This window comes from Actinomadura graeca (assembly GCF_019175365.1).
In the GTDB taxonomy this organism is placed as follows: Bacteria; Actinomycetota; Actinomycetes; order Streptosporangiales; family Streptosporangiaceae; genus Spirillospora; species Spirillospora graeca.
Genome location: NZ_CP059572.1, coordinates 6,869,353 through 6,895,112, shown reverse-complemented (window position 1 = coordinate 6,895,112; position 25,760 = coordinate 6,869,353). Strand labels below are relative to the sequence as shown.

The following is a 25,760-nucleotide window of genomic DNA, read 5'->3' as shown; positions in this document are numbered from 1 at the left end:
GCTCAGCCGCCCGTCCGGGCACTCCCGTCCGGCCGCCACCACATCCCGAACGCGGTCAGCAGCCGGCCGAGGGAGCGCCGCGCCCGCGTCTCATCCGGCCTGGACGCCGCCCTGTAGGCCGCGGCGAACGTCACCCACGGCTCAAGACGCCTCCCGATCTCCGCGACGGCGCCCTCAAGGTCGTGGCAGGGCGCGATCGGGTCGCCGGTCGAGGCGATGAACCACGGCACCCCGCCCACGCCCGGCTTCACGTGGACGCTCTCCCCGATCGACGGAAGGCACGGCGAGTACACGTGCAGCCGCGCCGGGTCCTGCTCGTACCGCGGCCGCGACGACCACCCGGCGGTCGCGAGGACCCGCGCGAGCAGGTCGAGATACGGCGACGTCACAGCCCGTCCCGCGCGGGTACGTCCAGCGCCCGGATCCCGCTGCGCAGGCCGTCGGGGGTGTCGGCGTCCACCGTGGCGGTCTTGTCCATGTCCTCCCGGCGCAAAGGCCCGCGCATCGCCCACCACCGTCCGGTGTCGGTGGTGTGGATGATCGACCAGCCCGGGAACTCCTCCCGCAACGCCGCCTTCTGCGCGTCGGCGCCGTCCACGACCGGCATTTCTCTCACAGTGGGACCTCATTCCCGATTCGGCACCCGAGGCCGGGGCCGCTCCCTCGTCGGAACGCGGGCCCGTTGGCGTCCGCCCGCGCCAACCGAATGAAACGCCTGCACGGAGCGTCACGGAACACTGACAATGAATTACCCGCAGGGGGGCACCGCCTGCCCCCGGCTCCGACGGAGGGCTCAGGACCATGACCGACACCCGTCCCGCATGGTCGGCACGGCTGGAGACCGAACGCCTCGACCGCCACTGGGGCAAGCACGAGATGGCGCGCCGACTCCTCATCCACCTGGGGATCACCCCCACCCCGGACAAGGTGAAGAACCTCGCCAACCAGATCCGCGGCTACGAAAACGGCGCCCACTACCCCCGCAACTGGGACTACGTCTTCTCCGAAGTCCTCGGCATCCCCTACGACGAACTCTTCCCCAAGCACGAGACCGCCCTTCTGGGTACCGTGCAGGAAGGTTCAACTCCCAGGCAGGGGGACGACAACGTGAAGCGCAGAGCCGCAATCCACATCATCTCCGCCATCGCAGCCGGAACCGCCATCCCCCCAGGAGCCATCGAGACCCTGTTCTCCGGCCTCGACGACTCACTGGGCCGCCCCCTCGGCCTCTCCGAATGGGAGGCCACCGTCCACGAATACGGCCAGGTCGTCGGCACGCTTCCGGCCGGAGAACTTATCAAGGACTTGATCGCGGACATCGTCGCCGTGGGCGAGCTGCTCAACCGTCCCAACAGCACCGATGATCGGGCCGCCCTCATGCGTGTGAATGCAGGGTTGGCCGGTGTGCTCGCCGTCGACTTTGGCGATGTCGGCGAGAAACGAGCCGCCCGCATGTCATGGGCTGCAGCGAGACAGAGCGCCGACGCCTCCGGTGATCGGGATCTTCGCGTCTGGGTACGCGGCAAGGCCGCCCAGAAGGCGTTCTGGACAGAACGTCCCGATTCCGTCGTCGCGGAGCTCGCAAGCGAGGCGATCGGAATCGCCGACGGGACACCGTCGGCAGGACTGGCCGACGCATACGCCGCCCGCGTCTACGTCGCCGCCGCCAGAGGCGACACAGACCGGGTCGACAGCACACTCGACGACCTGAGGCGGGTCTTCGACCACCTGCCGCAGGACACAAACGATCAGTCCGCACTCGCGTTCCGGGAGAGTCAGCTCCGCTGGGCGGAGTCGTACGCCCGAACATGGAACGCTGATCCTCGCGCAGAGGTTTCACTGGAGCACGCGCTCAGCCTCTACCCCAGCAACGCCTTCGCGCCCAGGACCAATCTGGCGCTCATGAAGGCCGCGGTGATGATCAACGACCGCGAGATAGAGGCGGGTCTGCAACACGCCATCACGACGATGGAAAACGACTACCGGCGCTGCGCCGGACGGGCCCAACTGGTCAAGAGGGTACTGCACACCCTCCCAGGCAACGCGCGAACACTCCCCGCCGCACGAGAACTCCACGCGTTCACCACCGCCACCTGAACTCTCACCCTCGAACGATCTCGCAGGACGAGCCGACTCGGTCAAGCAACACCACGTCCAACCAACGCGGCCACGCTCCGCTGACGCAGAGACCGCACGGACGTGCCCAGCGCCTCCCGGAAACGCCTTTCAGATGGGGCACGCCGGACGGGGGCTACGCGGCGTTCACCGCCGTAACAGGCTTTCCACAGCTAAGGGCGGTGTAGGGCTGAGAATGTAGAGCTGTCGGACGGTTCGGATGTGAGTCGTCACGAGGTGCGAGCGTCGTGCTCCTCGCGGTTTGCCAGGACCTCGTCCATGTGCGTCTGCGCCCAGCTTCTGAGCCCGCGCGTCACGTGGTGGAGCGAGAGACCGAGGTCGGTCAGCTCGTAGGAGACGGTGACAGGGACGGTCGGCGTGACGGTACGGGTGAGCAGACCGTCGCGCTCCAGCGACCGTAGCGTCTGGGTCAGCATTTTCTGGCTGACCCCGGCCAGAAGACGAGCGATCTCGGAGTAACGCATCGCCTTCGGAGCGTCTGCGTGTGCTGCACCGGGCTGGGCGGCGTTGTTGTCGCCGCCCAGCGCACACAGGATCAGGACGACCCACTTGTCCGAGATCCGGTCGAGCAGCTTCCGGCTGGGACATGCCGCCAGGAACGCGTTGTACTCCACCTTGGCCTGAGCCCTCTTCTGGGCCGCCTTCATCGTCGTCACTGATCGCACCTCTCACCGACGGGTGGGTTACGCACTCCAGAGTGCCTACTTCCCGAAAGGAAGTTTCTCTCTAATGCTGATGCAGACAGGCAGCAGGCGCCACCCCTCACAGGCACGACGAAAGGCACCAGGATGAGCGCACCCTCCCCTTCTCTCCCCGGCGGCACCTGGGCTCTGGGTGACCTGACCGTCACCCGGTTCGGCTACGGGGCCATGCAACTGGCCGGCCCGTGGGTCATGGGGCCGCCCGCCGATCGCGAGGGCGCCCTGGCCGTCCTGCGTGAAGCGGTCGACGTCGGTATCACCCACATCGACACCAGCGACGCCTACGGGCCGCGCGTCACCAACGAGTTGATCCGCGAGGCACTGCACCCCTATCCCGAGTCGCTGCACATCGTGACCAAGGTGGGCGCGACCCGCGACGAGAAGGGTGGCTGGCCTCCGGCCCGGCGACCCGAGGATCTGCGCCGCCAGATCCACGACAACCTCAAGTCACTCCGGCTCGACGTACTCGACCTGGTCAACCTCCGGCTCGGCAACGCCGAAGGCCCCCAGCCCGGCTCGCTCGCCGAGCCGTTCGAGACGCTCGTCGAACTCCAGCAGCAGGGCCTGATCCGCCACCTCGGGGTCAGCAACGCCACCGAGGAGCAGGTCACCGAGGCACAAGGCATCGCGCCGATCGTGTGCGTGCAGAACATGTACAACCTCGCCCACCGCCACGACGACAAGCTCATCGACCGGCTCGCCACCAACGGCGTCGCGTACGTGCCCTTCTTCCCCCTTGGCGGCTTCACCCCGCTTCAGTCCTCGGCGCTCTCGGCGGTCGCCGCCCGATTGGAGACGACGCAGATGTCCGTTGCACTGGCCTGGCTGCTGCAACGATCACCCAACATCCTGCTCATCCCTGACACGTCATCCACGGCACACCTACGCGAGAACATCGCCGGTGCAGGACTCTCCCTCTCTCATAAGGACGTGACCGAACTGGACGACATCGGCCGCTGAACGCCCCAGAGCCAAACAGCCCACAAGCCACAATCGAAGACAGGCTTCGCCCGCCCCTTAACACGGCCTCGCCAGATGCTGCGGATCACATTCCCATGCGCCACCAGGCAGAGCCATCAACACTCATCCCTGCCGCACAAGTTGAGTCACGGACGAGTCGCAAGACGTCTAAGCAACGGGGCTATCTGGCGAGTCCAGCCAGACGATTTGGCCAGCAGACGTGACGGTGACCCCGTATCGCGACGCCTCAGGCCGACCGGCCGCAATCCAACGTTCCTCAGTTTCATCGCGGACCATCGGCGGCAGTTGCTGGCCTCGGAGCGGCATGAAACGCGCTGGCGCCGTGAAACGCCCCTCGGCGCTTCCGTCCCCCTTGACGACGAGCACGGCCAGCGGCCCGGCCGGATGGAAGGTGGCCGCCCAAGGAACCACGATCACGCCTCCGACCTTCGTCTGTTCGATCCACGCACGAGGGACGGTGTGAGCAGCCGCGGTGGCGATCACTCGATCGAACGGGCCATGTGACGGTGCCCCGGACTCCCCGTCACCAGTGATCACAACCACCTCGGGACGGCCTGCGGCGCGCAAAGCGTCCCGCGCATGGTCGGCCACCGACGCGTCGACCTCGACCGACACCACCTCGGCACCGAGGGCCGCAAAGCAGGCCGCGTTGTACCCGGTTCCCGTACCGATCTCCAGAACGCGCATACCAGGCTTGAGATCCAGAGATTCGATAATCTGAGCCATCATCGACGGGGCGGTCGAGGAGGACACCGGCCACATACCGTCCTTGAGCCGCGTGACGACCGACTCATCGGACATCACCAACTCTTGCCACTCTTCCGGCGCACCGGCCCGCGATAGCTCCACGAACCGCCGATGCCGCACCACCCAGATCGTTTCGGGAATGAACAAACGGCGGTCGACGGGCGGAAGCCCATGGAAATCACTCATCCACGCCCACTCCCACTACACAATCCACACACCGCTCCGGTCACTCGCCGACTCCAGCATGACGAACGAAGCAGTCCGTATCAATCGCTTCACCGATACAGAGACGCAACCACCCGATTTTCAACACCACCCCAGGGAATACCGTAGGAAAAGCCCCACCACCAGGCGGGAGATTCTCAAATGAAGCGTCGCACCGCACTCCAGATCATCTCCGCCATCACAGCCGGAACCGCAATCCCCCCGGGAGCCACCAAGATCATGTTCTCCGGTCTCGACGACTCGCTGGGCCGCCCCCTCGACCTCCCCGAATGGGAGGCCACCGTCCACCAATACGGCCAAGCGATCGTCAGCCGACCAGCGGGAGCGCTGATCAAAGACTTGACCGCCGACGTCGTCACCGTAAGCGAACTCCTCGACCGCCCGGACAGTGCGACCGACCAAGCGGCCCTCTTCCGCATCAGCGCCGGACTGTCCGGCATCCTCGCCATCGACCTCGGCGACGTCGGCGAAAAGCGCGCCGCACGCATCGCCTGGAACATTGCAAGACGAACAGCCGACGCCTCAGGCGACCAGGACCTGCGCGTATGGGCACGCGGCCGCGCCGCGCAGGATGCGTTCTGGTTGGAACGCCCTCGGACCGTGGTCATGACATTGGCAGCAGAGGCAATCGAGATCGCAGACGGAAAACCATCTGCCGGTCTGGCACGGGCTCACGCCGTTCGCGTCTATGCGGCGGCAGATGGGGACGACGCAAGTGAAGCCGAGAAGGCACTTCGCGACCTCAAGGACGTCTTCGCTCGACTGCCACAGGATACGGACGATCAATCTGTGCTCGCGTACCGCGAAAGCCAACTACATTGGGCAGAGTCGTATGCTCAAACGTGGCGGGGGGACCGACACGCTGAGACCTCATTGGCAAACACACTCTCATTGTATCCACTCCACGCCACCGCCCCCAGGGAGAATTTGTCGCTCATGAAGGCGGCCGTCCTGATAAAGAACCGTGAGGTCGATGCCGGACTAGATCACGCCCTCGCGACGATGGAGAACTCTCACCGGGGGGCGGCAGGACGGATCCGTCTGGTCAAACAAGTCCTGCGTATCCTCCCAGAAAATGCCCGAACACTCCCCGTCGCACGAGAACTCCACGCATTCACCGCCGCCAACTGAACTTCACCTTAAACGAGCTTGCAGGACGAGTCGACCCGGTCAACGCGAACACACTCAGCCGATGCATAAGACCGCACGGACGCGCCCATCGCCCCCCGGAACCGCCTCCCAGATAGGAACGCCGGACGAGAGCTACGCGCATCGGCACGCGACAGCTTCACGTACCGACGATCCCGCGTCCACCAAATGAAACGCGCGCACGAAGCGTCACCGAACATTGGCGATGAATTACTTGCAGGGGCGCCGCCTGCCCCCGGCTCCGGCGGAGGGATCAGGACCATGACCGTCATCCGTCCCGCATGGTCGGCGCGGTTGGAGACCGACGCCTCGACCGCCACTGGGACTACTCCTACTGTGAAGGAACGACGACGTGAAGCGCCGAGCCGCAATCCACATCATCTCCGCTCTGGGTGCAGGAGGGGTCGTACCACCGGGAGTCCTTGAGGAGTTTCTTTCCGGCATCGATCACGTCCTTGATGCCGGGACCGACCTCGAAGAATGGGACCGAGTGGTCTACGACTACGGTCACCAGCTCTACCGGCGGCCGTTCACTGTTCTCATCTCGGCTCTGACGGCGGACATCGTCGCCGTCGGGGAACTCCTCGAAACGAGCCGTCCGCCCAACGAGCAAGCGGGGCTGCTGCGAGTGAGCGCCGGGCTCTCCGGCATCTTGGCGGACACGCTCGGCAACATGGGGGACGATCGCGCCGCACGCCGGACGTGGAGCACCGCACGCCGGGCAGCGGACGCGTCCGGCGATCGAGCACTGCGCGTCTGGACGCGTGGCAGAGCCGCTCAGCACGCGACGTGGGCAGGCAGCTCACACCAAGCCGTCATGACCATGGTCGACGCGGCCAGCGAGATCGCCGATGGCGTCCCGTCCTCCGGACTCGCACGGGCCTACGCCGCAGGCGCCTACACCGCGGCCCTCTACAACGACCACAAGACGGCGTCCACCAACCTCACAAAGCTGAAGCGGACCTTCGACCAGCTCCCTCACCGTCCAGGCGAGCCAACCGTCCTCGGCTTCCAGGAAAGCCAACTGCACTGGAACGAGGCTTACGTCCGTACGGCCTCCGGCGGCAAAGGCGCATCGGACGCAATCGACAATGCCCGCACCCTCTACCCCTCCACCGCCGTCGCCCCGATCGTCAACCTCCATCTCATGCAGGCCATCAACCTGGCCGCGGACAACGACGTGCACGAGGGCCTGAACCTGGCCGTCACATCTCTCACCGACCGCCCCCGCCCGGTCATGGCCACCCGCCAGCTGGTCGAGCAATTGCTGAACACCATCCCCCGGGCCGCCCGCGTGCTTCCCGCGGCGCGAGAACTCCACGCACTCACCGCCGCCATTTGAACTCTCGGGCTAGAACCACCTCACCCGGGCATTGGATCATTTGGCGGTGACGATGAGCGTGATGTCACTTGTGGTGACGTTGCCGTCCACGAAGCCGGTGTGGGTGGGCCGCTGAAGCATCCTGCCGGGCAGGTAGTAAACGTCGTGAACGCCGTTAGGGGCTATTCCGTCGAACTGAGCGAGTTTCTCGTTCAGTTTGTTCTGTAGCGTCACGGCTCCGTCGCGTACCCGCCAAACGAATCGGTCGCGGACGTTCTCATGCAGGGCGCCGCCGTCGACGTACCACCAATACTGGGGAACGTGAGCGCGGACGCCGGTGCCGCTGGGGTACAGGTAGATCCAGTACTCCATCCAGATGTGGTAGTCGGTGTACGGCCAGGGGACGAGCGCCATGAGGTCCTGGTGGACCTTGAGGTAGGTCAGCTTCGGGTCGAGCCACTCGTAGCGCGGGTCGGCGGGGAACAACTCCCATGTGAGAACGGGGTCGACGTCCCGGCGGATGGAGTCACCCTTCATCTGGTCGATCATGGTGATCCATTCCTGGAAGAACATGTCCCGGTAGCTCAGCCGAAGTTCGTTCTCCCCGTCCCTGGACGTGGCGACCAGGAGATAGCTGCGCACGGGACCCCAGTTGCCCGTGATATTCAGGAATCCCTTTCCCTTGAGCGCGTACCACGACTGGTACACCTTGTCGTACTGGTCGCCGGTGAAGAAGATCTGGCAGACATCCTGTACCGACGAGTCGAACAGCTTCACGGACTGGGTCTGTTCGTAGAAGCCGGTGTCCTGGAGGTCGCGGCTGTTCTCATGACCGTATCGGTCATCCTGGGCGAGATAGCCGTATTTGGATTCGCCGGTCTGATTCGGGCCTTTGTAGAGGATCGTGGTGGCCTGAACGGACATCTGTCAGCCCTCCTCGGGGCGGCGAGTGCCGCTGAGCCGGATGATCCGATGCATGACGTCGCCGGTCAGCCGTTCGGTGATCAGGGCTGAGAACGCCGGGTCGCGGCCCAGCTCGGTGAGGAGCGCGTGCGTCTCCAGAAGCGTCTTCTGGTCGGGCCGGGCCAGCACCCGTGCGATGACCGCGTCCACGAGCGACCCGGGGTCGTCCTGAAGACCGTCGGCGTTCTCGTGCAGCCAGGATGCGGCGGCGTCACGGTGCTCCGCGAGCACGGGTTCCGACCGGACCGTTCCGGCCTGCCGCCGGGCGAACTCCGCCGCCTGGGCCGGCCGGTCGGGCCCGGGACCGCCTTCGCCACCATGCGTCCACGCCACCGGGGGCAGGACGGTCTCATGGCCCGGATCGTTGGGCACTTGGTCATCGGTCATGAGAAGTCTCCACACGCGTCGAATCTGCCGTGGCGAGGTGTTCTCGAAGCGTCGCTGACCGGCCGGTACGGAGGTATCCCCAACATTGGGGGGTTGCGTCGGCGACGACCAGTAGGTCGACCCCCGGGTGTGATCGAGCGGACGACGAGCGCGCGAGGGCGGCAAAGTGGACCGGCGCGAGCGTGCGGTTTTGGATCAGGGGACGCGCGGCCGGTCCTGGCTGGACGATCGCAAGGAGCAGTCGGTGGACGGCGTTAGGCGACGGGGTCGGCGGGTGAGTCCAGCCAGATGTGTTGGCCCTTCGGCGTGACGGTGATCCCGTATCGCGTTGTTTCGGGTTTGCCAGCTTCCGTCCAGCGCTTCTCGGTCTCGCGGATGGAGTACTGCGAGAGGCGCTGGCTGCGCATCGGCATGAACCAGGCCGGAGTGCCGAAGCGGCCCACCGCTGTGCCGTCCGCTTGGACTTCGAGCGTGGCCAATGGCTCGTCCGGATGGAACGACGCCACCCAGGGCACCACGATGAGCCCGCCCACGCGGGTCTGCTCCACCCAGGAATACGGCACTTCGCGTACGGCGGCGGTGGCGGTGATCCGGTCAAAGAGGGCCTTGGCTGGTAACCCCGCATGCCGTCGCCGGTCACCACCGTGACCGGATATCCGGCCCTCTCCAAGGCCGCCCGTGCGTGTTCTGCCAACGACGCATCGACCTCCACGGTCGTGACGTTCTCCGCGCCTGCCAGTTCGGCGAGCAACGCGGCGTTGAAGCCGGTTCCCGTACCGATTTCAGCACTCGCATGCCACTGCGAAGGGCGAGCGTTTCGAGCATCGCCTTGACGATGCGCGGGGCGCTACTTGAGCTCGTCGGCCACACGCCGCGACCGGTGGCGCCGTCGTCGACCTGAGTGATCACCGAATGCTGCGACTCGACTTCCGCCCTCCAGGCTTCCGGGTCGTCCTCGCGCCGCAGAGGCTTGAACCAGCCGGTCCCTTCGACCGGAACCCAGATCGTGTCCGGGATGAACTGCTCGCGCCGCACGGTCCGGAGGGCACCCTCCACCGACATCACACCTCCGGGTCCTGTTTCTTGAAGCTTTTTCGCAAATTTCACGGGGTTCCTCTCTCCGATCTAGCCGTCGTGCATCGGGGGGCGATCATTGGCGGTCGAGCTGCACATCGGGCTCGGCCTCGCTATGGCTTCGAGCGTGCGTTTTTTCTTACTGGGATATGGGGCGATCCTCAGGGCTACCGAAGTCGGGTTGTTCGGTGAGGGGGTCTTGCGAGATCTTTTGGCGGTGGGGGTCGTCCGCGCCACTCTGTTTTCCTGTTCTCACACTGCTTGGGGTGGGTTTCTGATGTCTGCCCGCTCGGCAACCTCCCAACTTTGGGGATACCTGCATGCCTGTCGTCCGGGTGACCGTGGGGACCGGCAGAACAGGCCGTGGTGATCACTCGCAAAGGTGACTCCCGGCTGGAAACGGTGCAATGCCCGCAAAGAGAGGAAAAGGGACTATGGGGCTACCGACCGTCGACGCGAGTATCGAGACGGGCGCGGAGGATCTCGCCGAGTCCACCAGGGCCGTCTTCACCGGCTTCGCCTTCTTCAACACGCGCGGACAGGTGATCCTCAACGCCACCTCGGGCGCGTTCACCCCCTCGACGCGGGTCGTCGTCTCGATCGTCGAGGTCGACGCCAACAACGTGCCGTTCATCGGGTCGGCGCGCATGACCATCCACAACGTGCGGCCCTACCAGGGGGGCGTGCACGTCTGGGCGAACATCGAATGGGACAGCAACCTGCGCGTGCGGGCCACCTTCCAATGGGAGAGCTGATCCCGGCCCGGTGACGGGGTGCGGGCGGTCCACGGGCCGCCCGCATTGTCGCGTGCGTCAGGGACCGGCGGCGTGGCGGAGGTCGAGGATGGTCATTTCTCCTGCGGGGTGGGCCTGGTGGACGCCGAGGCCGGTGGCGGCCGCGAGATCGGCCATCTGCGGCAGGCTGCGCTGGCTGCCGCCGAACAGGACCAGCATGCGCAGGTCGAGGGCGGTTCCGGGGACGCTGTCGTCGGCGCGCAGGTGCTCGATCACGATGACCCGCCCGGTGTCACCGGCCGCTTCGCGGCAGCGGCCCAGGATCCGCCTGCATGATTCGTCGTCCCAGTTGTGCAGGACGTTCGCCAGGAGATAGCCGCCGCCCCCGGCGGGCAGGGGGCCGAAGAAGTCGGCCTCCGTCACGTCGGCGCCGGTCCCGGCCAGGGTGGCGCGGGCGGTGGACGCGGGGCCGGGACGCTCGACGAGGGTGCCGCGCAGCAGCGGGAAACCGGTCAGCAGCGCGGCGAGGAGCCGTCCGTCGCCGCCGCCGACGTCGACCACGCGGCCCAGGGACGACCAGTCGTACGCGCGGACGATCGCCGGCAGGCAGGTCAGCATGCGGGACGACATGAACGCGTCGAACCCGGTGGCCAGGTCGGGTGAGTCCTCCAGGTCGCGCCAGATGGTCCGGCCGTAGCGGGTGGCGTAGGCCGCTTGGCCGGTGCGGATGCTGTGGAGCAGTTCGACGAAGGTGAGTTCCGCCCGGCCCAGGGCGCCCTCCATGTCCAGGACGGCGCGGACGCTCTGCGGATGGTCGTCCCGCAAGGTTCGGGCGTGGGGCGTGAGCCGGTAGCGTCCGGTGCCTTCGCGGGCGAGGACGCCTCCGGCCGCCAGGTGACGGAGCAGCCGTTCCAGCGCGTCGGGGTCCGCGCCCACGCGGCCGGCGAGTTCGCCCGCCGTGCTTCCCCCGTCGGCGATGTGGTCGGCCAGCCGCACCGTGGCCGCGACGCGGATGGCCATCGGGAGGGTCAGGTCTGCCCGGCGCCGTAGCTCGGCGTCGCCCCACGCGCCGTCGGGGACGGCGGCCTGGGGTCTCTGCTCCGGCATGGCCGGTCCCTCCTGATCGGTGGACGTCACGGGCGGGTGCCCGCCGGGGTCCGGGCGGCCCGTCTCCGGGCGCTGAGGGTGGAGTGCGAGACGACCTGGCCGAGCATCACCTGGAGCTGGGCGCGCGTCCGCTCGGCCACGGGCATGCCGGTGCCGTCGACGAGCGCCTGGTCGTTCGAGAGGGCGACGCCGAGGGGGGTGGGCCAGCCGCGGAGGGCGTGGCCGATCGTCCGCAGCATGCCGAGGGTGCTCGCCGCGCCCTGCTCGCCGCGGGCCACCGCGACGCAGCCGATCGCCCGGCCGTCCAGGAGCGGCCGGTCCGGTCCGGTGAGCTCGTTCACGTAGTCGATCGCGTTCTTCAGCAGGCCGGACACGGCGCCGTGGTAGGCGGGCGACACCAGGACGACGGCGTCGGCCTGCTCCATCGCCCGGAGGTAGTCGTGGATCTCCGGGCCATGGTCCGCGGCGCCGCCGTGCCGGTAGAAGGGGAACTCCAGGTCGGTGCCGCGGAAGACCCGGGTGACGGCCCGGTACCGCGCGCAGTGGGCGGCGCACCAGTCGGCGATGCGGCCGGTCTTGGAGTTCCCGCTGAGGGAACCGCTGAGGAAGACGATCTTCGGTGCCACGTTCACGGGGGCTCCTGTCCTGGTCATGGCAGCGTCAGGGTCACCTCGCCGCGCCCGGCGTCACCGTCGCGTACGGCGATCGTGACCTCCCGCACGCCGGTCGGCGCGGACGGGTCGATCTCGACGGGCAGGCCGGGGCCGCCGAGCCAGTCCGCCAGGTCGTCGAAGCCGCCCACCGTGATGGACGAGAACGCCGTGGGCGTGCGCCGGTGCGCGGCGGCGGCCAGCTCGCGCGGGACGCGGGAACGGCGGGCAGGCTGCTCGCCGAACTCCAGGAAGAAGGGCCGGGAGGGCTGCCGCCACGCGGCGGCGAAGCCCGCCTCCGCCCAGGGCAGGCGCTGCCCGTCGGCCCGCACGGACTCTCCGTGGCGGAGCCCGGGATCGTCGCCCAGGACCTTCCCGATCCGCGCCGCGGTCTCCTGGATGTCATCGACATGGACGACCCAGGTCAGGTAGGCGGGACCGTCCGCGGTCCGCTCCATGAACGCCTCGCGCAGCCCCCTGCCCTCCATGACGGCCTCGTCGTGCGGGACGACCACCTCCAGGTACTGGACGTCGGGCGTGTCGAACGGCACGATCCAGCAGGTCGTGCCGTTGTGCAGCCGCCCGCCGCGCACGAGGCCGAAGCCGTGGCGCTCGCGCAGCAGGTCGCGCACGGGTCCGACGTCGCGGGCGCCGATCATCACATGGTCGATGCGCATGTCTCCCCTCCCAGCGCCCGGTGCGGGCACATGATCCACGGGACGGTGTCCCACTGTCCTTCGGTCAGCCCGGCGGTCAGGCCCCGCGCGCTGTGCCGGGCCGTGAGGAGCCCGTGCCCGTCGTGCCCGGTGGCGAGCCAGAGGCGCTCGCGTCCCGGCACGCGGCCGATCAGGGGACGGCCCGTCGCCGACGCCGCGCACAGCCCGGCCCGGAACCCGGCGGGGGCGGCGCGGGCCAGCGCGGGCATCGCGGCGGCGGCGAAGCGCAGCAGCCGGGCGACGCCGGAGACGTCGCAGCGTTCGTCGAAGCCCGCGTCGTCCTCGGCGCCGCCGACGATCACGTCATCGGCGGGGCCGGGGACGAGGAGCCGGGTCGACGCCACGACCAGCGGCGGGACCGCCTCGGCCGCGAGGGTGACGAGCTGGTGGCGCCGTGGTCGCACGGGCACGGCGCGGCCCGCGAGCCCCGCCGTCGCGGACCACGCCCCCGCGGTGACGACGGCGACGTCGGAGCGGACAGCCCCGGCGGACGTCGCCAGCTCGACGCCGCCGCCGGTGTGCGCGATGTCCCGGACGGTGGTGGCCTGCCGCCAGTCCACGCCGAGCGCGGAGCAGCAGGCCCGGACGGCCGAGAGGTATTGCAGGCCGTCCACCACGAGGCCCGTCTCGTCCAGCAGGTAGCGGCGGTCGGCGGGCAGGCGGAGACCCGGTGCCAGCTCCGCCACCCGTTCGTGCTCGACCCAGGTGCCCGCACCCGCCGCGTCCACGTGGGCCGCCAGGCGGTCGGCGTGCCCGGTCCGGAGCACATGCAGGACCGGGTGGGACGCGCTGAACCGATCGTGCTCGGCCTCCAGCCGGGTGACGTCCTCGCGGAGGCGCCGCGACGCCTGCCGCAGCCAGCCGTAGAAGTCGTGGTCGGCGGCGTGCCGCGGCGACGGCACCGCCGGGCCGACCGCGCGGCGGCTGGCGTGACCGGCTGCGGGGCCCGCGTCGAGCACGGTCACCGAGGCACCGGCCGCGGCGAGCTCCTCGGCCAGGCAGGCGCCGACGATACCGCCCCCGACCAGCGCGAAGTCATGGCGTCTCAACGGCGCACCTTCCCTCCCCCGCCAGGTCGCGGGCGCTCGGCAGCAGCAAGGGCGGCACGGTCGCGTCGGCCTCGGCGCAGACCACCGCCGCGCCGTCCCCGGCCGCGCCCCGGACCGCGCGCATGATCGTCTGCGGGCGGGCCCGGAGGCGGACGGTGAAGCACCGCCCCGGGTCGCCGGAGACGTGGGCGACGCAGATCAGGGACAGGTGGCCGTCGGGGTCGTACCGGCGCAGGCCCTCGACCGGCCATCGAAGTTCGAGTGCCGGTCCCGGCGGCGGCGCGGGCGGGACGGACAGCCGGAGCCGGGGCTGCGCGGTGGGGCGCAGGGCCTGCCGGTCGTGGTCCCACACGGCGCGCCCGCGCGGGGCCCCGGGGACCCGCCCGGCCCGCAGCGGCCGCAGGACGCCGTCCTCGACCAGCCGGACCACGCCGGCCGGGTGACCGGCGTCGTCGGGCGTCGCCTCGGGATGCGCCGACGGCAGGTCGTCCAGGGCCTGCTCCCCCAGCACGCGGCGGCCGCCGAGGCGGTCCACCCTGCCCCGCGCCGCACGGGACGTGAGCACGAGCGCGGTTCCGGCGACCGGCACCGCCGCCACCGCGGGCCGCATGAGCAGGGGAAGCGCGCGCCAGCCGTCCGGCGGCGTGCCGGGACGCGCCTCGTAGGGCGGCACGTCGAGGACGCCCGGAGCACCCCGCGCGCGCCCGGTCGCGGGCGCGTCGCCGGGGGCCGTGAACCCCGTGCAGGTGGGCCCGAGGGCCGTCTCGACCCGCGCGAGGACGCGGGACCGCCGCCACCCGCGCGCGGGCAGCCACCGCACCTCGGCGAGGACGCTCTGGACCGGCGCCCCGTCGAGCGCGACCGCCGCGGCGGCGAGCAGCCCGCGGACGGCGTCCACGGCGGTGTCGCCGTCGGCGTCCCCGCCGCCGGGCGAGCGCCGTGAGCCGCGGACCGCTCCCGAGCCGTCGCGGGTCATCAGGACGAGGTCGGCCGACAGCCGCAGAGCGGGACCGCCCGGGCCGGGGGTCATCGTGCCCCGTGCGAGGACGAGCGGCTCGCCGCTCACGGCCCGGCCGCCGTGATCGAGACCGTCCCGGCGGGGAGCAGCACACCGGCGTTGGCGAAGGTCACGGGCAGGGGGAACTGGCCGAGCTTGCCGCAGCCGCGCCGGGCCCGGCCGTCCTCCCGGACCCTGGGGTCGGCGGGCCGCAGGGCGGCGAGGACGGTGCGGGCGTTCCCCGCGATCCGCAGCCGGGGCAGCCGCAGCGGCGGCGCGTCCCACCGCCGGAGCAGCGGGGCGAGCGCGAGGAAGGAGAAGTCGCCGGTCGCGGGGTTCACCGTCTCCGGCCGGAGCCCGTACGGCTCGATCCAGTCGCGCGGTGGCGGCTCGGGGCCGGCGTCGGTGTCGGCGAACGCGCACGTGTGGGTCATGCGCGGGATCGCGGGATACCGGTAGTCGAGGCGGCGGCCGTGGCCGGTCGGCCGGAGCCGGGCGTCGTGCTCGGCCACGGCACGGTCGGTCATGGGCTCGGCGACGACCCCGCGGCTGACGAGGACGGCCTCGGTGCAGGCGCTCCCCTCGTCGTCGATCAGCGCGCGGTAGCCCTCGGCCGCACGCACCGCGCCGTCCACGACGGTCAGCCACTCCGGGCCCAGCCGGACGCCGGGACGCAGGTAGACGGTGCCCGTGCGCAGCACGTCCGCCTCCATCGGATGCCCGACCAGCTCGTGGAAGAACGCGCCTGCCCGCCCCGGCGCGAGCAGCACGTCCGCGTGCGCCGGGACGGTGTCGGCGCGGGCACAGGCCCCGCGGCGGCGGAGCCGGTCCACGATGCGTCCCGCGGCGGCCAGGCTGCCGGGCGGCGGGACGGCGCGCCGCCACGTCACCGCCTCGGTGATCCCGCGTTCCAGGATCGCCTCCACCGCGCACACCCTCCGCTCGTCCGTGTGCGCGCCGCCGTCGCCCCCGGCCGCGACGTGCTGGTGCAGGCCGCTCAGGATGAGCGTGACCCGCGTGTCGCGGCTCAGCTCGCGCAGCGCCGCCTCCGCCTCCGCCCCGACCCGGGCCAGCGGCCGCTCCAGGACCCGCGCGGCGACCTCGGCGGTCTCGGCGGTGACGGGCCTGCGCGCGGCGCGCAGCAGCTCGTCGCCGTCGGCGAAGCGGTGGAGCACCTCTCCCGGGCCGAGGTGCTCGTCGACGCACGCGCCCCGCCGCACCACGGCGTCGCGCCGCACCTGCCCGTCCGGCCGGAACTCCAGGCTGAACCGCAGCGAGTGCTCCGCGAAGACCACGATCACGGCGCGTCCCGCCCGATCGCCTGGATCCGCAGCTCGCAGACGTAGCGGCGGCCGTGGGCGTCGCGCAGCCACAGCCCGTCCGGGCCCGGGTCCATGGCCTCGGCGGTCAGCGGCCCGCCCGCCGAGGCCACGTGTCCCAGCAGGTCCGCCGCGGGCGGGGCCTCCAGGTCGATCAGGTACGGCTTGCGCTCGCGCCCGCTGCGCACGAACACGAACCGGTGGCCGGTGCGGCGGGCCAGGCGCCGCAGCACTAGGAACCGCGCCTCCGGGGTCGCACCGGACGCACCACACATGCCGGACGTGCCGGACACCTCGGACGCCTCGACGCGCCAGCGCGTCCGCTGGACGACGACGTCCCCGACGCCCACCTCGGCGTCGCCGCCGGCATCCGAGGCGAACACGGGGTGCAGCACCTGCGGGTGCGACAGGGCCGCGTACGGCGGATACTTCACGAAGTCGCTGAGCGGCAGGTAGGCGAGCAGGTCGTCCTGGCCCGGCCCCGCCAGCCGCACGCGGTCCTCCTCGATCCGCACCGTCAGCTCGTCGGCGCGCAGGAGGCCCGGCCGGGCGGCGTCCGTCCATGACGGCGCGCGCAGCGCCACCTCCCGGCCGGGGAACCGGTAGTAGCCCTTGTTGCGGCGCCCGAAGTCGAAGCCGACGACGCGCCCGCCCTGCCCGGCGACCCAGGCCGCCGCCTCGGCGGCGAAGGCCGCGGGGTCGGGGTGCATCACGTCCAGCCAGCCCGGGACCTGGAGGTGGTGGTGGGTGCGGGCGACGACCAGGGAGGCCCGCCCCAGGCCGGCGACGTCCCCGGCGCGGGGGCACAGGTCGATCACGGCGTACCGGTCGCCGCCGAGGGCCGCCGCCTCTCCCAGCAGCCGCGGCACGTCCTCCGCGTCCCGGTAGCGGGGGGCGTGGTCGGCCTGGAAGACGCTTCCGCTCGGCTGGAACAGCTCCGTCGTGCGGTGCGCGTAGGCCGCCAGGGTCATCTCCCGCCTTCCATCAGGCCCGGGCGGGTGTCCCCCGGCGCGGATCGCGGTGGCGACCTGCCGCGACGCCTGCCGCTGCGCGGCGTGGCCGTGGGCGGTGCAGATTTCCAGGACCGGGGTGAGCCGCCGCTCCCACTCGCGCAAGAGATCCTCGCCCACGTCCAGCAGGAATCCCGAGGAGCACTCCTCGTACACGATCGCGCGGTCGGCGTACGTGCGCCCCGCACCACGCCTGGCCGGGACGCCGGTGTGCTTCTCGAACAGGACTTCCATCTCGTGCAGGGTCTCGGCCTTGCCCGGGAACGGTTCGGTCTCCAGCGCCGCGCGGAGCCGGTCCAGCTCGCGCAGGCGCAGGAGCCACTCGTCCCGCGACGGTGAGACGGGAAGCCCACCGAGCTGCCCGGTGAGCGTGCCGAGCGGGTCGAGGTCGTAGGGGCCCCCGCCGAGGGCGACGTCGAGGACGCCCGCGGCGACCAGTTCGCGCAGGGCACCGGCCGCCTCCCGGGCGGAGAGGCCCGTTTCCCGGCACAGGCCGCGCAGGGTCCGCCCGTCCTGACCGATCGAGGCGAGGACGGCGGCGGCGCCCGCCGAGGCGAGCGCGGCGCCGTGCCCGTCGGCGTCGCGCCGGGTGCGGTGGAACCGCAGGTCGGGCAGCAGCCTGGGGTCCCGGGCGAGCGCCCGCACCAGTTCCCTGGCCGCCCAGATCGCGAGGAAGACGCGCCGCACCCGCGGCCGGCCGGTGTGCAGGACGGCGCCGGCCCCCGCCCGCGTCCCGCCGTAGCCGATCGGCCCGAAGAAGCTGACGGTCTCGGCCTTGCCGCAGAAGCGCTGAAGGTAGGTGTAGAGCTGCCGCCGCGCGCGGCGCCGCCGCGAGTTGAGCGGGCCCGCGGCGTTCAGCAGCGGGAGCAGCATGTTGCGGTGGACGTCCGGGTTCGACAGGAACACCGCTTCGCCGACCGGCGGATGCCGCAGCACCGCCCGCAGCTCCTCGGTCGCGCGGGCGTCGGCGTCACGGTAGAGCGCGCGGAACCGCCCGGCCTTGTCGCACCACGCCTCCAAGGTGGCCCGCGCGGCGGGTGGCAGCCGCTCGGGCGCGCAGGACGCGACGGCGGCGCGCACGGGCCCGGCCGCTTCCTGGACGGCAGGGGACTCCTCGATGTCCAGCAGCTCGTCGGCGGCCTCCAGCAACGCCGGCGACGCGCCCAGCCCTTCCAGCCAGTCGAACGGCATGCCGCTGTGCCGCAGGACGAACACCCGGCCGAGGCGCCATTGCCTGGTCACGGCCGTCTCCCGACCACTCCGGCCTTCTCCAGGTGCGTCACCAGCCGGTCGCGGGACGCGCCGGACAGCGCGTCCAGCACGCCCTCCTCGCGGGCGGCCAGCCGCCGCACCAGCGGCACGAGACGGGGGTTCAGCCGGAAGGCGCGCCCCCAGCGCAGGTTCACCACGTGGGCGCCGTCCGGGCCGGTGACGACCTCCGCCGAGTCGTCCCAGCGCAGGCCGCCACGCGGTGAGGAGGGCACCGGCCCGAGGACCGTCGACGCCGCCAGCCGCCCCGGATACAGGTCGGCGCGGGGGGCGAGCCGGTCCAGCCAGGCGGCGACCAGGGCGCGCGCCGTCTCGGGCGGAAGCGTCCGCGGCGCCTCGAAGCGGGTCCACCGGGCGAGGTCGTGCTCCGGGTCGGGCCCCAGGCAGAGCAGCTCGCCCGCCCAGCCGGAACCGCACGGCATACGGTACGGGCGCAGGCCCGCGAGCCGATGGGCGCCGCCGCCCGTGAGTGCCCGCACGGACTGGTCGACCACGGACTCGTCCATCCCCGGCGCGCCCACGACCAGCTCGAACGACAGCGGCGCGGACGGTGGGAGGGCGTCCAGGACGGGACGCAGGTCGACCAGCGTGCCGTCCGTCGCGGTGGCGACCGCCATGCTGGCGTACCCGGTGACGGTGACCGTCAGCCCCCGGCACCGGCCGAGGGTTTCACGGGGCAGCGCCGCCGCCCGCTCGGCGTCCAGCCAGCCGGCCCACGGGCCCGACCGTCCCGGCCTGCCGCCGCCGGTCACCCAGACCGTCCGCCGCGGGACCGGACCGCTCTCCGGTGGAGGGACGGCCCCCCACGCACCACGGAGCCGACCGGGCGGATGCTCCCCGGCGGCCCCGGCGCCGCGGACCACCCGGCACGGCGACCATCCCCGCAGCTCGACCTCCGCCAGGTCCGGGACGCGTCTCAGCGCCCCCGCGTGCCGGGCCACGAACCCGCCGCACAGGGCAGCGCCGCCCGGCCCGAGCCGGCGGACGAGCGCGAACGCGGCGGGGAGGGCCTGGTCGGCGTCCACCAGGATCCAGGCGCGCCGCCCCCGGGCGGCCGCCTCGGCCTCCTCCAGCTCCGGCCCGAACACGCGGCAGCGGGCCGCCGCGCCCAGCACGTCCCGGCTGCTCTGCGTGGTGCCCCCGGTCAGTTCCAGGTCGTCGAGCGTCAGCCGGACGGCGGGGTCGCGGGCCAGCCGGAGCGCGAACCCGATGGCGCGCAGGTGCCCGGCGGTGCCGCCGCCGCGCTCCAGCAGGGCCGCGGCCGCCCGCGCGAACAGCGCCTCGGTCGGGTCGAGCCGCTGCTCCTGCGCCCTGAGCCGGACGGGATCGGCGAGCCTGGCCGTCATCCGCGCGTTGAGGTCCAGGACCTCGGTGCCCGGCGGCGCCACGACCTCGGTCGTGAAGTCCGTGAGCGCGGGCACGATGAGCAGGTCCATCACCCGGCCCCCCGCAGGTAGACGCAGCGCAGCTCGGCCGCGAAGCGGTACGGCCCGTCCCGCAGCCAGGACTCCGGAGGGCCCGGCAGCGCCTCCGACACCGTGATCCGCTCCGCCGTGCGGGCCAGCCGGAGCAGCCCGTCGAGCAGGGCCGGGGAGTGGGCGTCCACGTAGACCGGCTTGCGCTCGCCGGCGGAGGAGGCGAAGAAGCGGGCGGGCAGGCCGCGGGCGGCGCGCAACCGCGCCATCGCGGTCAGCCGCCCGCAGTCGCCCGCCGCGTCGGCCAGCGTCGCGGTCTCCGACTCCTCAAGGCGCCAGCAGCGACGGGACAGCACCACGTTGCCCCACGTCAGGCGCGGGACGTACGGAAGGTCGGGCAGGCGGGGACGCCGCACGCGGGGAAGCGCGAGCGCGGTGTGCACCGCCGTCTCCAGCTCGCCGTTGTGGAACAGCAGCGGCTCCCCGGCGCCCTCCGCGCGCAGGGTGACCCGCTCGCCGTCGCTGTGCACCTCCAGCCGGTCGAGGCCGATGCGCCCCCGCCCGGGATCGGCGGAGGTGCCGCCCAGTTCCAGCACGGGCCCGGGGAATTGCAGCGGCGGGAGCCCGGTCCGGCGCCGGGCGATGACGTTCAGCGCGGTGTGGCCGGTGAGGGCCCGCTCGATCGCGCCGTCGCGTTCCTCGATCGCCTGCGGCGCGCCCGGATGGAACTGGAGCGCCCACGGGGTGAGCAGCGCGGCGTCGTGGATGTCGCCCAGGACCAGCGGGGTCCGGCCGGGCCGGTACTCGGCGAGGTCCGCCGCGGCGACCATCACGTCCACCGAGCACAGGACGGGCACGGACGGCGGAGCCGGGTCGTCCAGCCGTCCGGCCAGGTCCACCGAGGTGGTGCCGGGGGCGGCGTCCCGCAGGATCTCGGCGACCCGCCGGGTCAGGTGGTCGCCGTACCGGACGCGCAGGCCGGCGCCCGTCCTCAGCACGTCGGACAGGCGGAAGACGCCGCGGCCGAGGCGTTCGGCGAGCAGCGCCCCGGTCAGCCGCCGGGTCTGCTCGGCGTCCTCCGCCAGCGGGGCCAGCGCACGCGGGACGAGCCCGGCCAGGTCGGCGGCGAGCGGGCCGCCGACGGTGACCCGCAGCGTGCCGACGGCCGCCTCGTGCACGATGACGCGGTCGTTGTAGAAGCGCCCGCCGGTGCCCTTCCCGGTGTCGCCGCCCGCGAGCTCGGCGACCCGCGCCTGGACGGAGAGCTTCTCGTCCGGCGACGCCGCCGGGTACCCGCCGAGCAGCGCGGCGAGGCCGTCCGCCGTCTGTGCGAGCGGCGTCGCCGGTGCGCCGGGGTCCTCCCGGGCGCGCAGCCGTTCCCGGAGCCAGCCGAGGGCGTCGGGGACCGTGGCCGGCGGGCACAGGTCATGGGTCAGCAGGCCGCGCCGGACGGCCGCGGCGACCTCGGCGGCCGTCTGCTCGACGCCCCTGCCCGCCGCGCGGGCGATCTCGGCGACCGTCCGCGCGCCGTCGCACTGCCCGACGACGCCGCCGCGGGGTTCGGCCGTCCACGTCTTCCGCCGGGCGACCAGCCCGGCCAGCAACGCGGGATCCTTGAGGACGCGGTCGACGAGCCCGTCGAGCACGCGGGCGGCGGGGAAGGCGGTCCGCCGCGGGCATTCGCGGTGGCCCGACCAGGCGAAGCCGGTCGTCCCTGCGGGATCGACCCGCCCGTAGTTGATCGGCCCGAAGAAGCTCATGGTCTCGCACTTGGCGCAGAACCGCTGGACGTAGGAGGCGATCTGGCGCCGCAGCCGGGCGCCCGGCCTGCCGCGCCGCAGGTCGCGGTAGACGCCGGGTGAGGAGCACACGACCGCGTCGAGGAACCGGCCGTCCGAGGCGACCTGGTCGAAGGCGTCGCGGGTGAGGGTCCCCTCGGCCTCGACGAGGCCGGCGAGCCGCCGCCGGGACAGCTCCAGCCGGGACGTCGTGGCGTTCCACGCCGCCAGCCAGTCGTCGCGGACCGGCGTGCCCGGCGGCAGCGGCCGGAGGTTGCGCAGCCTGCTCAGCGTGCCCCGGTTCGGCCTCCCGGCGGCCGGCGGCGGCTCGGCGAGCAGGTCCCGCGCCTCGGCCTCCAGGCCGGCGACCTCGTCGGCGAGCGCGCCCGCCCCGGGACAGGCGATGTCCGCGGCCATCTCCCACGGGAACGCCGCGCTGCGCACGACCAGCGTCGGCAGCAGCTCCCACCCGGCCGCCGCGTCGCTCCGGGGTCCGCGCTCGCCGGGGCTCACCGGGACGCCTCGGGACGGCCCCATGGTCGAGGGGGACGCGCGCCCGTCACGATCGCCCCTGGAAGTTGACCAGGTCGAAGGGACGGTTCAGCTTCGTGCGCGGTGTGGGCAGCAGCGCGCGGGGGTCCTGGGCGGAGGAGACGCTCCGGCGGAGCTCGCCCGCCTTGCCCGCGTTGGCCAGACTGAGGCCGGCCAGACGCGTCACCTCGTCGCCCGGCGGGGTGTTCGAGCACACCGCGAGGCCCGCCTTCGCCAGCGCCATGCGGTACGGGTCGCCCAGCCGGGTCGCGGCCGCGCCGGCGGCGGTGAAGTGGGCGGCACCGGGCCCGTCCTCGCCCGCGCGGACGTGCAGGCCCCCGAGCTCCAGCCGGATCTCGCACTCGTGGAAGTCGTCGGCGAACTCACCCGCGCAGCCCAGCGACCGGTCGAGCTCGTCCAGGGCCGTCACGCGGTCGCCGGTGAGCAGGGCGAGACCGGCGGCGCGGTAGGCGTGATGCTTGACGAAGGCCGTGTTCGACGAGCCTCCCGCCTTTTTGAATCGTTCCCACGTGCGCGCGGCCTGCTGGTGCCGTCCGGCCTTCTCTTGGAGCACGCTGACGTTGGACAGCAGGTTGATGCGCAGGTGCACCGAGCTGGGGTCACCGAGCCCCTCGATGCACGCGAGGGCGAGCTTCTCCCGCTCGAACGCCGCGCGCAGCTCCCCGCGCGCGAAGTGCGTGAGCCCCCGCAGGTTGTGCAGCCAGCCGCGCTCCCGGCGCAGGCTGTCGGCCTCGCCGTCGCGGGGGCCGACGGCGGAGAACCCCTCGTCGAGCTCGCCGATCGCGTCGCCGACGCGGTCCATCCGCTTGGAGAGCGTGAGCGCGCAGTACAGATGCGACTGCGCGCGCAACTCGGGCAGCAGCCGGCCCGTCCCCTCGCGCATGGCCCGGAAGTACGTCAGCGCCTCGTCCTGACGGCCCCGGAACGTCGCCTGGACGCCGAGGACCTTGTACAGGAAGGCGCGCAGATCGACGGCCGTCTCCAGCGCACCGGGCTCGAACTCGATGGCCTCGGCCTGCTCGTCGTCCAGCCGGGCCTTCTGCAGCAGGCCGGGCACCCGGGCGTCGGCGACGTGCTCCGCCAGCCTGAGCGCGGTGCTCGCGACCACGGCCGTGCCCTCCCAATTCGCCGAGAAGAAGGCCGCCCGGCAGTACCCGAGCACCGCGGCGAGACGGTCGGCCGCGTCCGCGTCCGGGTCCGTGGCCAGCGCGTACAGCTCGCCCTCGCGCGACGCCGGGGGCACCGGGGACGCGGCGGGCGCGGGAAGCTCGGCGCGCAGGTCGCCCGCGTCCATCGCCAGGCCCATGCCCCGCAGGCAGCACGCGCGCTCGGCGCGCAGGTCGGCGGCGGCGTCGAGCGGGGGGCGCACGCGTTCGGGCGCGTGCGTCACGATGCCGGCTCCGGGCAGGGTGCGGGCGTGCTCGGCCGCCCGCATGAACCCGCGGAGCGAGGGGAGGTCGGCGCCGCCGACGCCGTGCAGGACCAGCGGCCTGCCCACCTGCGAGCATCCGCGGCACAGTGCGGCGGCGGCCGTGCTGAGGACGCGGAACACCTGCTCGGACTCCCGGTGCAGCCGCCGCTCCGACGCGGCCAGGGCGATCTCGGCGAGGGGCGTGCCCGGCCCGCCGTCCGCCCGGGGGAACAGCTCGGCCCACTCCGGCCCGCGCGCGCCGCGGACGTCGTCGAAGGTCGCTCCCGCCTCGCGCAGCGCGTCGAGCGCCCGGCGCAGGCCCTCGTAGGCCGCGGCGGGACCGACGTTCACGTCGACCTCGACTCCGGCCGGCCGCGAGACCGGCGGATCGGCACGGACCATGTCAGCCCTCCTCAGGCCAGCGCCAGCGGAGCGATCTTGTTCTCGACCTCGTCGAGGTCGAAGCCCAGGTCGTCCAGATCGTCCAGGTCGTCCAGGTCGTCCTGGTCCGCCTCCTGCTCGACGGCCTGGTCGGCGCCATGGTCGGCGGCGTGGACCTCCTGGTCAGTGGCCTGGTCGGCGGCCGGGGCATCGGTCCCGAGGTCGTCCACTACGGGCTCTCCGCCCGGCACGCCCGGTTCCGGGCGGGTGATGTCGTCGTTCGCGGTTCCCATTCCAGTCTCCTCATGTGGAGTCGAGACTCGGGCCGGACACGCGGCGTGTCCGGGCAGGGTGGCGTTCCTTGCCCTTGGTGGACCCTTTGAGTGATCCACACCACTTCATATACCTACCGTAAGCTCATGACTACGATTCGTGACCTGGCGTTACAGTGATGACCGCCTGTCTTGTGACACAGAGTTCACATCCCCCGCGTAAACGCAGTTCAGAAGCAGGAACCGATGAGCGACGGTCGTCACAGACGGTCGCGGGAGGGGGCGTTGATCAGGCGGCGGTCAGGGGATCCCCGGCGCCGGTGCGTTCCAGGACCCTGAGGGATCCCTCCACACGGCGTTCCTCGAAGGCGCCGCTGGACAGCGCCCGCTGCCAGACGCGGAACGGGGCCTGCCCGCCGTCGGCCGGGTCGGGGAAGACGTCGTGGATCACCAGGGCCCCGCCGACGGCGATGTGGGGCGCCCAGCCCTCGTAGTCGCCCTGCGCGTGCTCCTCGGCATGGCCGCCGTCGATGAACAGCAGGGCCAGGGGCGTCCGCCAGAGCGCCGCGACCGTGCGGGACTGGCCGACGACGGCCACGACCACGTCCTCCAGCCCGGCGGCGCCGATCGTCTTGCGGAAGGAGGGAAGGGTGTCCATCCGGCCCGTGCTCGGGTCGACCAGGGACGGGTCGTGGTGCTCCCAGCCCGCCTGGTTCTCCTCCGAGCCGTGGTGGTGGTCGACGGTGACCACGACGGTCCCGGCCTGCCGGGCCGCCGCGCCGAGGTAGACGGCCGACTTGCCGCAGTAGCTGCCGACCTCCAGCATCGGGCCGGCCCCGGCCAGGCGCGCGCCGTAGGCCAGGGCCGTCTCGTAGAGGGCGAGGCCCTCGGCGTCCGGCATGAAGCCCTTGGCCCAGCGCGCGGTGCGCAGCAGGGCGGCCGGCATCCCGGACTGCGTCGCGGACTGCGTGGTCGGCGTGGTCGCCCCCGGATCGGTGGACGCCTCGGTGTGGGTCATCGCTCTCCTCCGCCGGGCACTGTATCCAAGGTTCCAGGCATTCCTGCCCCGTCAGGCTGTAACGCGTTCTACTTTCCCGGCGGACGCATCACTCCGAACATGGTTCTGTACGTTGGCGTCGAAGGCGGGCCGGGGAGCCCGGCGCGACCGTGAACGGAGAAGGCGATGAGAGTACGAGTCGACCCGCTGGTATGCGAGGCCAACGGCGTCTGCGCGGGGCTCGCACCCGAGGTGTTCGAGCTCGACGACGATGACGAGCTCCACATCCTCCTGCCCGACGTGCCGCCCGCCGAGGCCGACCGCGTCCGGCACGCCGTGCGGTCCTGCCCGAAGGCGGCGCTCACGCTGGAGGAATAGGCCCGCGCCGCTCGCCCTCCGGCACGCGGGCCGGGGACCCA

The 25,760-nt window shown here is 72.0% G+C and carries 25 protein-coding genes and 1 pseudogene; 6 read left to right on the top strand and 20 right to left on the bottom strand.

Annotation, left to right across the window (positions count from 1 at the left end; translation table 11 throughout):
- Window positions 1-2 precede the first annotated feature (2 nt).
- Both AGRA3207_RS30620 and AGRA3207_RS30615 read right to left on the bottom strand, forming a co-directional pair.
- On the bottom strand, window positions 3-389 hold the full coding sequence (locus AGRA3207_RS30620) for a hypothetical protein (protein ID WP_231330603.1): 387 nt from the start codon (window positions 387-389) through the stop codon (window positions 3-5).
- Window positions 386-616, bottom strand: coding sequence for a hypothetical protein (locus AGRA3207_RS30615; RefSeq protein ID WP_420830806.1), 231 nt, complete (start codon window positions 614-616; stop codon window positions 386-388). Before AGRA3207_RS30615 ends, AGRA3207_RS30620 begins: the two co-directional genes overlap by 4 nt.
- Before the next feature lie 185 nt (window positions 617-801).
- Here AGRA3207_RS30615 and AGRA3207_RS30610 point away from each other — a divergent pair, with 185 nt between their 5' ends.
- Window positions 802-2,097, top strand: coding sequence for an XRE family transcriptional regulator (locus tag AGRA3207_RS30610; protein WP_231330602.1), 1,296 nt, complete (start codon window positions 802-804; stop codon window positions 2,095-2,097).
- Window positions 2,098-2,345: 248 nt separating this feature from the next.
- Here the strand turns inward: AGRA3207_RS30610 and AGRA3207_RS30605 are convergent, their stop codons facing one another.
- Window positions 2,346-2,783, bottom strand: coding sequence for a winged helix-turn-helix transcriptional regulator (locus AGRA3207_RS30605; protein ID WP_476692284.1), 438 nt, complete (start codon window positions 2,781-2,783; stop codon window positions 2,346-2,348).
- Between the two features lie 141 nt (window positions 2,784-2,924).
- On the opposite strand from AGRA3207_RS30605, the gene AGRA3207_RS30600 reads away from it, so the two are divergent.
- Window positions 2,925-3,797 (top strand): aldo/keto reductase family oxidoreductase, encoded by an 873-nt coding sequence (locus tag AGRA3207_RS30600; RefSeq protein WP_231330600.1) that lies wholly within the window; start codon window positions 2,925-2,927, stop codon window positions 3,795-3,797.
- A 168-nt stretch (window positions 3,798-3,965) separates the two neighbouring features.
- Here AGRA3207_RS30600 and AGRA3207_RS30595 read toward each other — a convergent pair whose 3' ends face one another.
- Window positions 3,966-4,751, bottom strand: a complete 786-nt coding sequence (locus AGRA3207_RS30595) for a protein-L-isoaspartate O-methyltransferase family protein (protein WP_231330599.1) — start codon at window positions 4,749-4,751, stop codon at window positions 3,966-3,968.
- A gap of 180 nt (window positions 4,752-4,931) precedes the next feature.
- Here AGRA3207_RS30595 and AGRA3207_RS30590 point away from each other — a divergent pair, with 180 nt between their 5' ends.
- Both AGRA3207_RS30590 and AGRA3207_RS30585 read left to right on the top strand, forming a co-directional pair.
- On the top strand, window positions 4,932-5,921 hold the full coding sequence (locus AGRA3207_RS30590) for an XRE family transcriptional regulator (RefSeq protein WP_231330598.1): 990 nt from the start codon (window positions 4,932-4,934) through the stop codon (window positions 5,919-5,921).
- Window positions 5,922-6,291: 370 nt separating this feature from the next.
- Window positions 6,292-7,281, top strand: a complete 990-nt coding sequence (locus tag AGRA3207_RS30585; RefSeq protein WP_231330597.1) for an XRE family transcriptional regulator — start codon at window positions 6,292-6,294, stop codon at window positions 7,279-7,281.
- Between the two features lie 36 nt (window positions 7,282-7,317).
- Here the strand turns inward: AGRA3207_RS30585 and AGRA3207_RS30580 are convergent, their stop codons facing one another.
- From AGRA3207_RS30580 to AGRA3207_RS30565, 4 genes and pseudogenes are all read right to left on the bottom strand, one after another.
- Window positions 7,318-8,184: a hypothetical protein gene (locus AGRA3207_RS30580; protein WP_231330596.1), complete on the bottom strand. Its 867-nt coding sequence runs from the start codon at window positions 8,182-8,184 to the stop codon at window positions 7,318-7,320.
- Window positions 8,185-8,187: 3 nt separating this feature from the next.
- Window positions 8,188-8,610, bottom strand: a complete 423-nt coding sequence (locus AGRA3207_RS30575; protein WP_231330595.1) for a hypothetical protein — start codon at window positions 8,608-8,610, stop codon at window positions 8,188-8,190.
- A 254-nt stretch (window positions 8,611-8,864) separates the two neighbouring features.
- Entirely contained in the window at window positions 8,865-9,173 is a 309-nt protein-coding gene (locus AGRA3207_RS30570) for a hypothetical protein (protein WP_231330594.1), read from the bottom strand.
- Window positions 9,174-9,293: 120 nt separating this feature from the next.
- Window positions 9,294-9,361, bottom strand: a pseudogene (locus tag AGRA3207_RS30565) (hypothetical protein); the annotation flags it as partial.
- A gap of 757 nt (window positions 9,362-10,118) precedes the next feature.
- Here AGRA3207_RS30565 and AGRA3207_RS30560 point away from each other — a divergent pair.
- Window positions 10,119-10,439, top strand: a complete 321-nt coding sequence (locus AGRA3207_RS30560) for a hypothetical protein (RefSeq protein WP_231330593.1) — start codon at window positions 10,119-10,121, stop codon at window positions 10,437-10,439.
- Between the two features lie 57 nt (window positions 10,440-10,496).
- Here the strand turns inward: AGRA3207_RS30560 and AGRA3207_RS30555 are convergent, their stop codons facing one another.
- The 12 genes from AGRA3207_RS30555 to AGRA3207_RS30500 form a co-directional block, all read right to left on the bottom strand.
- Window positions 10,497-11,525 (bottom strand): acetylserotonin O-methyltransferase, encoded by a 1,029-nt coding sequence (locus AGRA3207_RS30555; protein ID WP_231330592.1) that lies wholly within the window; start codon window positions 11,523-11,525, stop codon window positions 10,497-10,499.
- A 26-nt stretch (window positions 11,526-11,551) separates the two neighbouring features.
- Window positions 11,552-12,157 (bottom strand): NADPH-dependent FMN reductase, encoded by a 606-nt coding sequence (locus tag AGRA3207_RS30550; protein ID WP_231330591.1) that lies wholly within the window; start codon window positions 12,155-12,157, stop codon window positions 11,552-11,554.
- 17 nt (window positions 12,158-12,174) lie between these two features.
- Window positions 12,175-12,852, bottom strand: coding sequence for a VOC family protein (locus AGRA3207_RS30545; protein ID WP_231330590.1), 678 nt, complete (start codon window positions 12,850-12,852; stop codon window positions 12,175-12,177).
- Window positions 12,834-13,940: an NAD(P)/FAD-dependent oxidoreductase gene (locus AGRA3207_RS30540; protein WP_231330589.1), complete on the bottom strand. Its 1,107-nt coding sequence runs from the start codon at window positions 13,938-13,940 to the stop codon at window positions 12,834-12,836. The genes AGRA3207_RS30545 and AGRA3207_RS30540 overlap by 19 nt, the downstream gene beginning before the upstream one ends.
- Window positions 13,927-15,006 (bottom strand): hypothetical protein, encoded by a 1,080-nt coding sequence (locus AGRA3207_RS30535; RefSeq protein WP_231330588.1) that lies wholly within the window; start codon window positions 15,004-15,006, stop codon window positions 13,927-13,929. The genes AGRA3207_RS30540 and AGRA3207_RS30535 overlap by 14 nt, the downstream gene beginning before the upstream one ends.
- Entirely contained in the window at window positions 15,003-16,238 is a 1,236-nt protein-coding gene (locus tag AGRA3207_RS30530; RefSeq protein WP_231336442.1) for a metallopeptidase TldD-related protein, read from the bottom strand. The genes AGRA3207_RS30535 and AGRA3207_RS30530 overlap by 4 nt, the downstream gene beginning before the upstream one ends.
- On the bottom strand, window positions 16,235-18,508 hold the full coding sequence (locus AGRA3207_RS39970) for a lantibiotic dehydratase (protein ID WP_273699960.1): 2,274 nt from the start codon (window positions 18,506-18,508) through the stop codon (window positions 16,235-16,237). The genes AGRA3207_RS30530 and AGRA3207_RS39970 overlap by 4 nt, the downstream gene beginning before the upstream one ends.
- Complete coding sequence (locus AGRA3207_RS30520) at window positions 18,505-19,971, bottom strand: hypothetical protein (RefSeq protein ID WP_231330587.1); 1,467 nt, start codon at window positions 19,969-19,971, stop codon at window positions 18,505-18,507. The genes AGRA3207_RS39970 and AGRA3207_RS30520 overlap by 4 nt, the downstream gene beginning before the upstream one ends.
- Complete coding sequence (locus AGRA3207_RS30515) at window positions 19,971-22,241, bottom strand: lantibiotic dehydratase (RefSeq protein WP_231330586.1); 2,271 nt, start codon at window positions 22,239-22,241, stop codon at window positions 19,971-19,973. Before AGRA3207_RS30515 ends, AGRA3207_RS30520 begins: the two co-directional genes overlap by 1 nt.
- A gap of 46 nt (window positions 22,242-22,287) precedes the next feature.
- On the bottom strand, window positions 22,288-24,093 hold the full coding sequence (locus AGRA3207_RS30510; RefSeq protein WP_231330585.1) for a hypothetical protein: 1,806 nt from the start codon (window positions 24,091-24,093) through the stop codon (window positions 22,288-22,290).
- An 11-nt stretch (window positions 24,094-24,104) separates the two neighbouring features.
- Window positions 24,105-24,365, bottom strand: coding sequence for an ammosamide/lymphostin RiPP family protein (locus AGRA3207_RS30505; RefSeq protein WP_231330584.1), 261 nt, complete (start codon window positions 24,363-24,365; stop codon window positions 24,105-24,107).
- A 268-nt stretch (window positions 24,366-24,633) separates the two neighbouring features.
- Entirely contained in the window at window positions 24,634-25,290 is a 657-nt protein-coding gene (locus AGRA3207_RS30500) for a class I SAM-dependent methyltransferase (RefSeq protein ID WP_231336441.1), read from the bottom strand.
- 237 nt (window positions 25,291-25,527) lie between these two features.
- Here AGRA3207_RS30500 and AGRA3207_RS30495 point away from each other — a divergent pair, with 237 nt between their 5' ends.
- Complete coding sequence (locus AGRA3207_RS30495; protein WP_231330583.1) at window positions 25,528-25,719, top strand: ferredoxin; 192 nt, start codon at window positions 25,528-25,530, stop codon at window positions 25,717-25,719.
- Window positions 25,720-25,760: the final 41 nt, after the last annotated feature.

Bases quoted from the DNA above. Each gene is read 5' to 3' on its own strand.
- AGRA3207_RS30605 (WP_476692284.1), bottom strand. From the start codon at position 2,783: ATGAAGGCGGCCCAGAAGAGGGCTCAGGCCAAGGTGGAGTACAACGCG.
- AGRA3207_RS30580 (WP_231330596.1), bottom strand. From the start codon at position 8,184: ATGTCCGTTCAGGCCACCACGATCCTCTACAAAGGCCCGAATCAGACC.
- AGRA3207_RS30545 (WP_231330590.1), bottom strand. From the start codon at position 12,852: ATGCGCATCGACCATGTGATGATCGGCGCCCGCGACGTCGGACCCGTG.
- AGRA3207_RS30600 (WP_231330600.1), top strand. From the start codon at position 2,925: ATGAGCGCACCCTCCCCTTCTCTCCCCGGCGGCACCTGGGCTCTGGGT.
- AGRA3207_RS30560 (WP_231330593.1), top strand. From the start codon at position 10,119: ATGGGGCTACCGACCGTCGACGCGAGTATCGAGACGGGCGCGGAGGAT.
- AGRA3207_RS30555 (WP_231330592.1), bottom strand. From the start codon at position 11,525: ATGCCGGAGCAGAGACCCCAGGCCGCCGTCCCCGACGGCGCGTGGGGC.
- AGRA3207_RS30595 (WP_231330599.1), bottom strand. From the start codon at position 4,751: ATGAGTGATTTCCATGGGCTTCCGCCCGTCGACCGCCGTTTGTTCATT.
- AGRA3207_RS30510 (WP_231330585.1), bottom strand. From the start codon at position 24,093: ATGGTCCGTGCCGATCCGCCGGTCTCGCGGCCGGCCGGAGTCGAGGTC.
- AGRA3207_RS30590 (WP_231330598.1), top strand. From the start codon at position 4,932: ATGAAGCGTCGCACCGCACTCCAGATCATCTCCGCCATCACAGCCGGA.
- AGRA3207_RS30575 (WP_231330595.1), bottom strand. From the start codon at position 8,610: ATGACCGATGACCAAGTGCCCAACGATCCGGGCCATGAGACCGTCCTG.
- AGRA3207_RS30500 (WP_231336441.1), bottom strand. From the start codon at position 25,290: ATGCCGGCCGCCCTGCTGCGCACCGCGCGCTGGGCCAAGGGCTTCATG.
- AGRA3207_RS30520 (WP_231330587.1), bottom strand. From the start codon at position 19,971: ATGGACCTGCTCATCGTGCCCGCGCTCACGGACTTCACGACCGAGGTC.
- AGRA3207_RS30610 (WP_231330602.1), top strand. From the start codon at position 802: ATGACCGACACCCGTCCCGCATGGTCGGCACGGCTGGAGACCGAACGC.
- AGRA3207_RS30505 (WP_231330584.1), bottom strand. From the start codon at position 24,365: ATGGGAACCGCGAACGACGACATCACCCGCCCGGAACCGGGCGTGCCG.
- AGRA3207_RS30495 (WP_231330583.1), top strand. From the start codon at position 25,528: ATGAGAGTACGAGTCGACCCGCTGGTATGCGAGGCCAACGGCGTCTGC.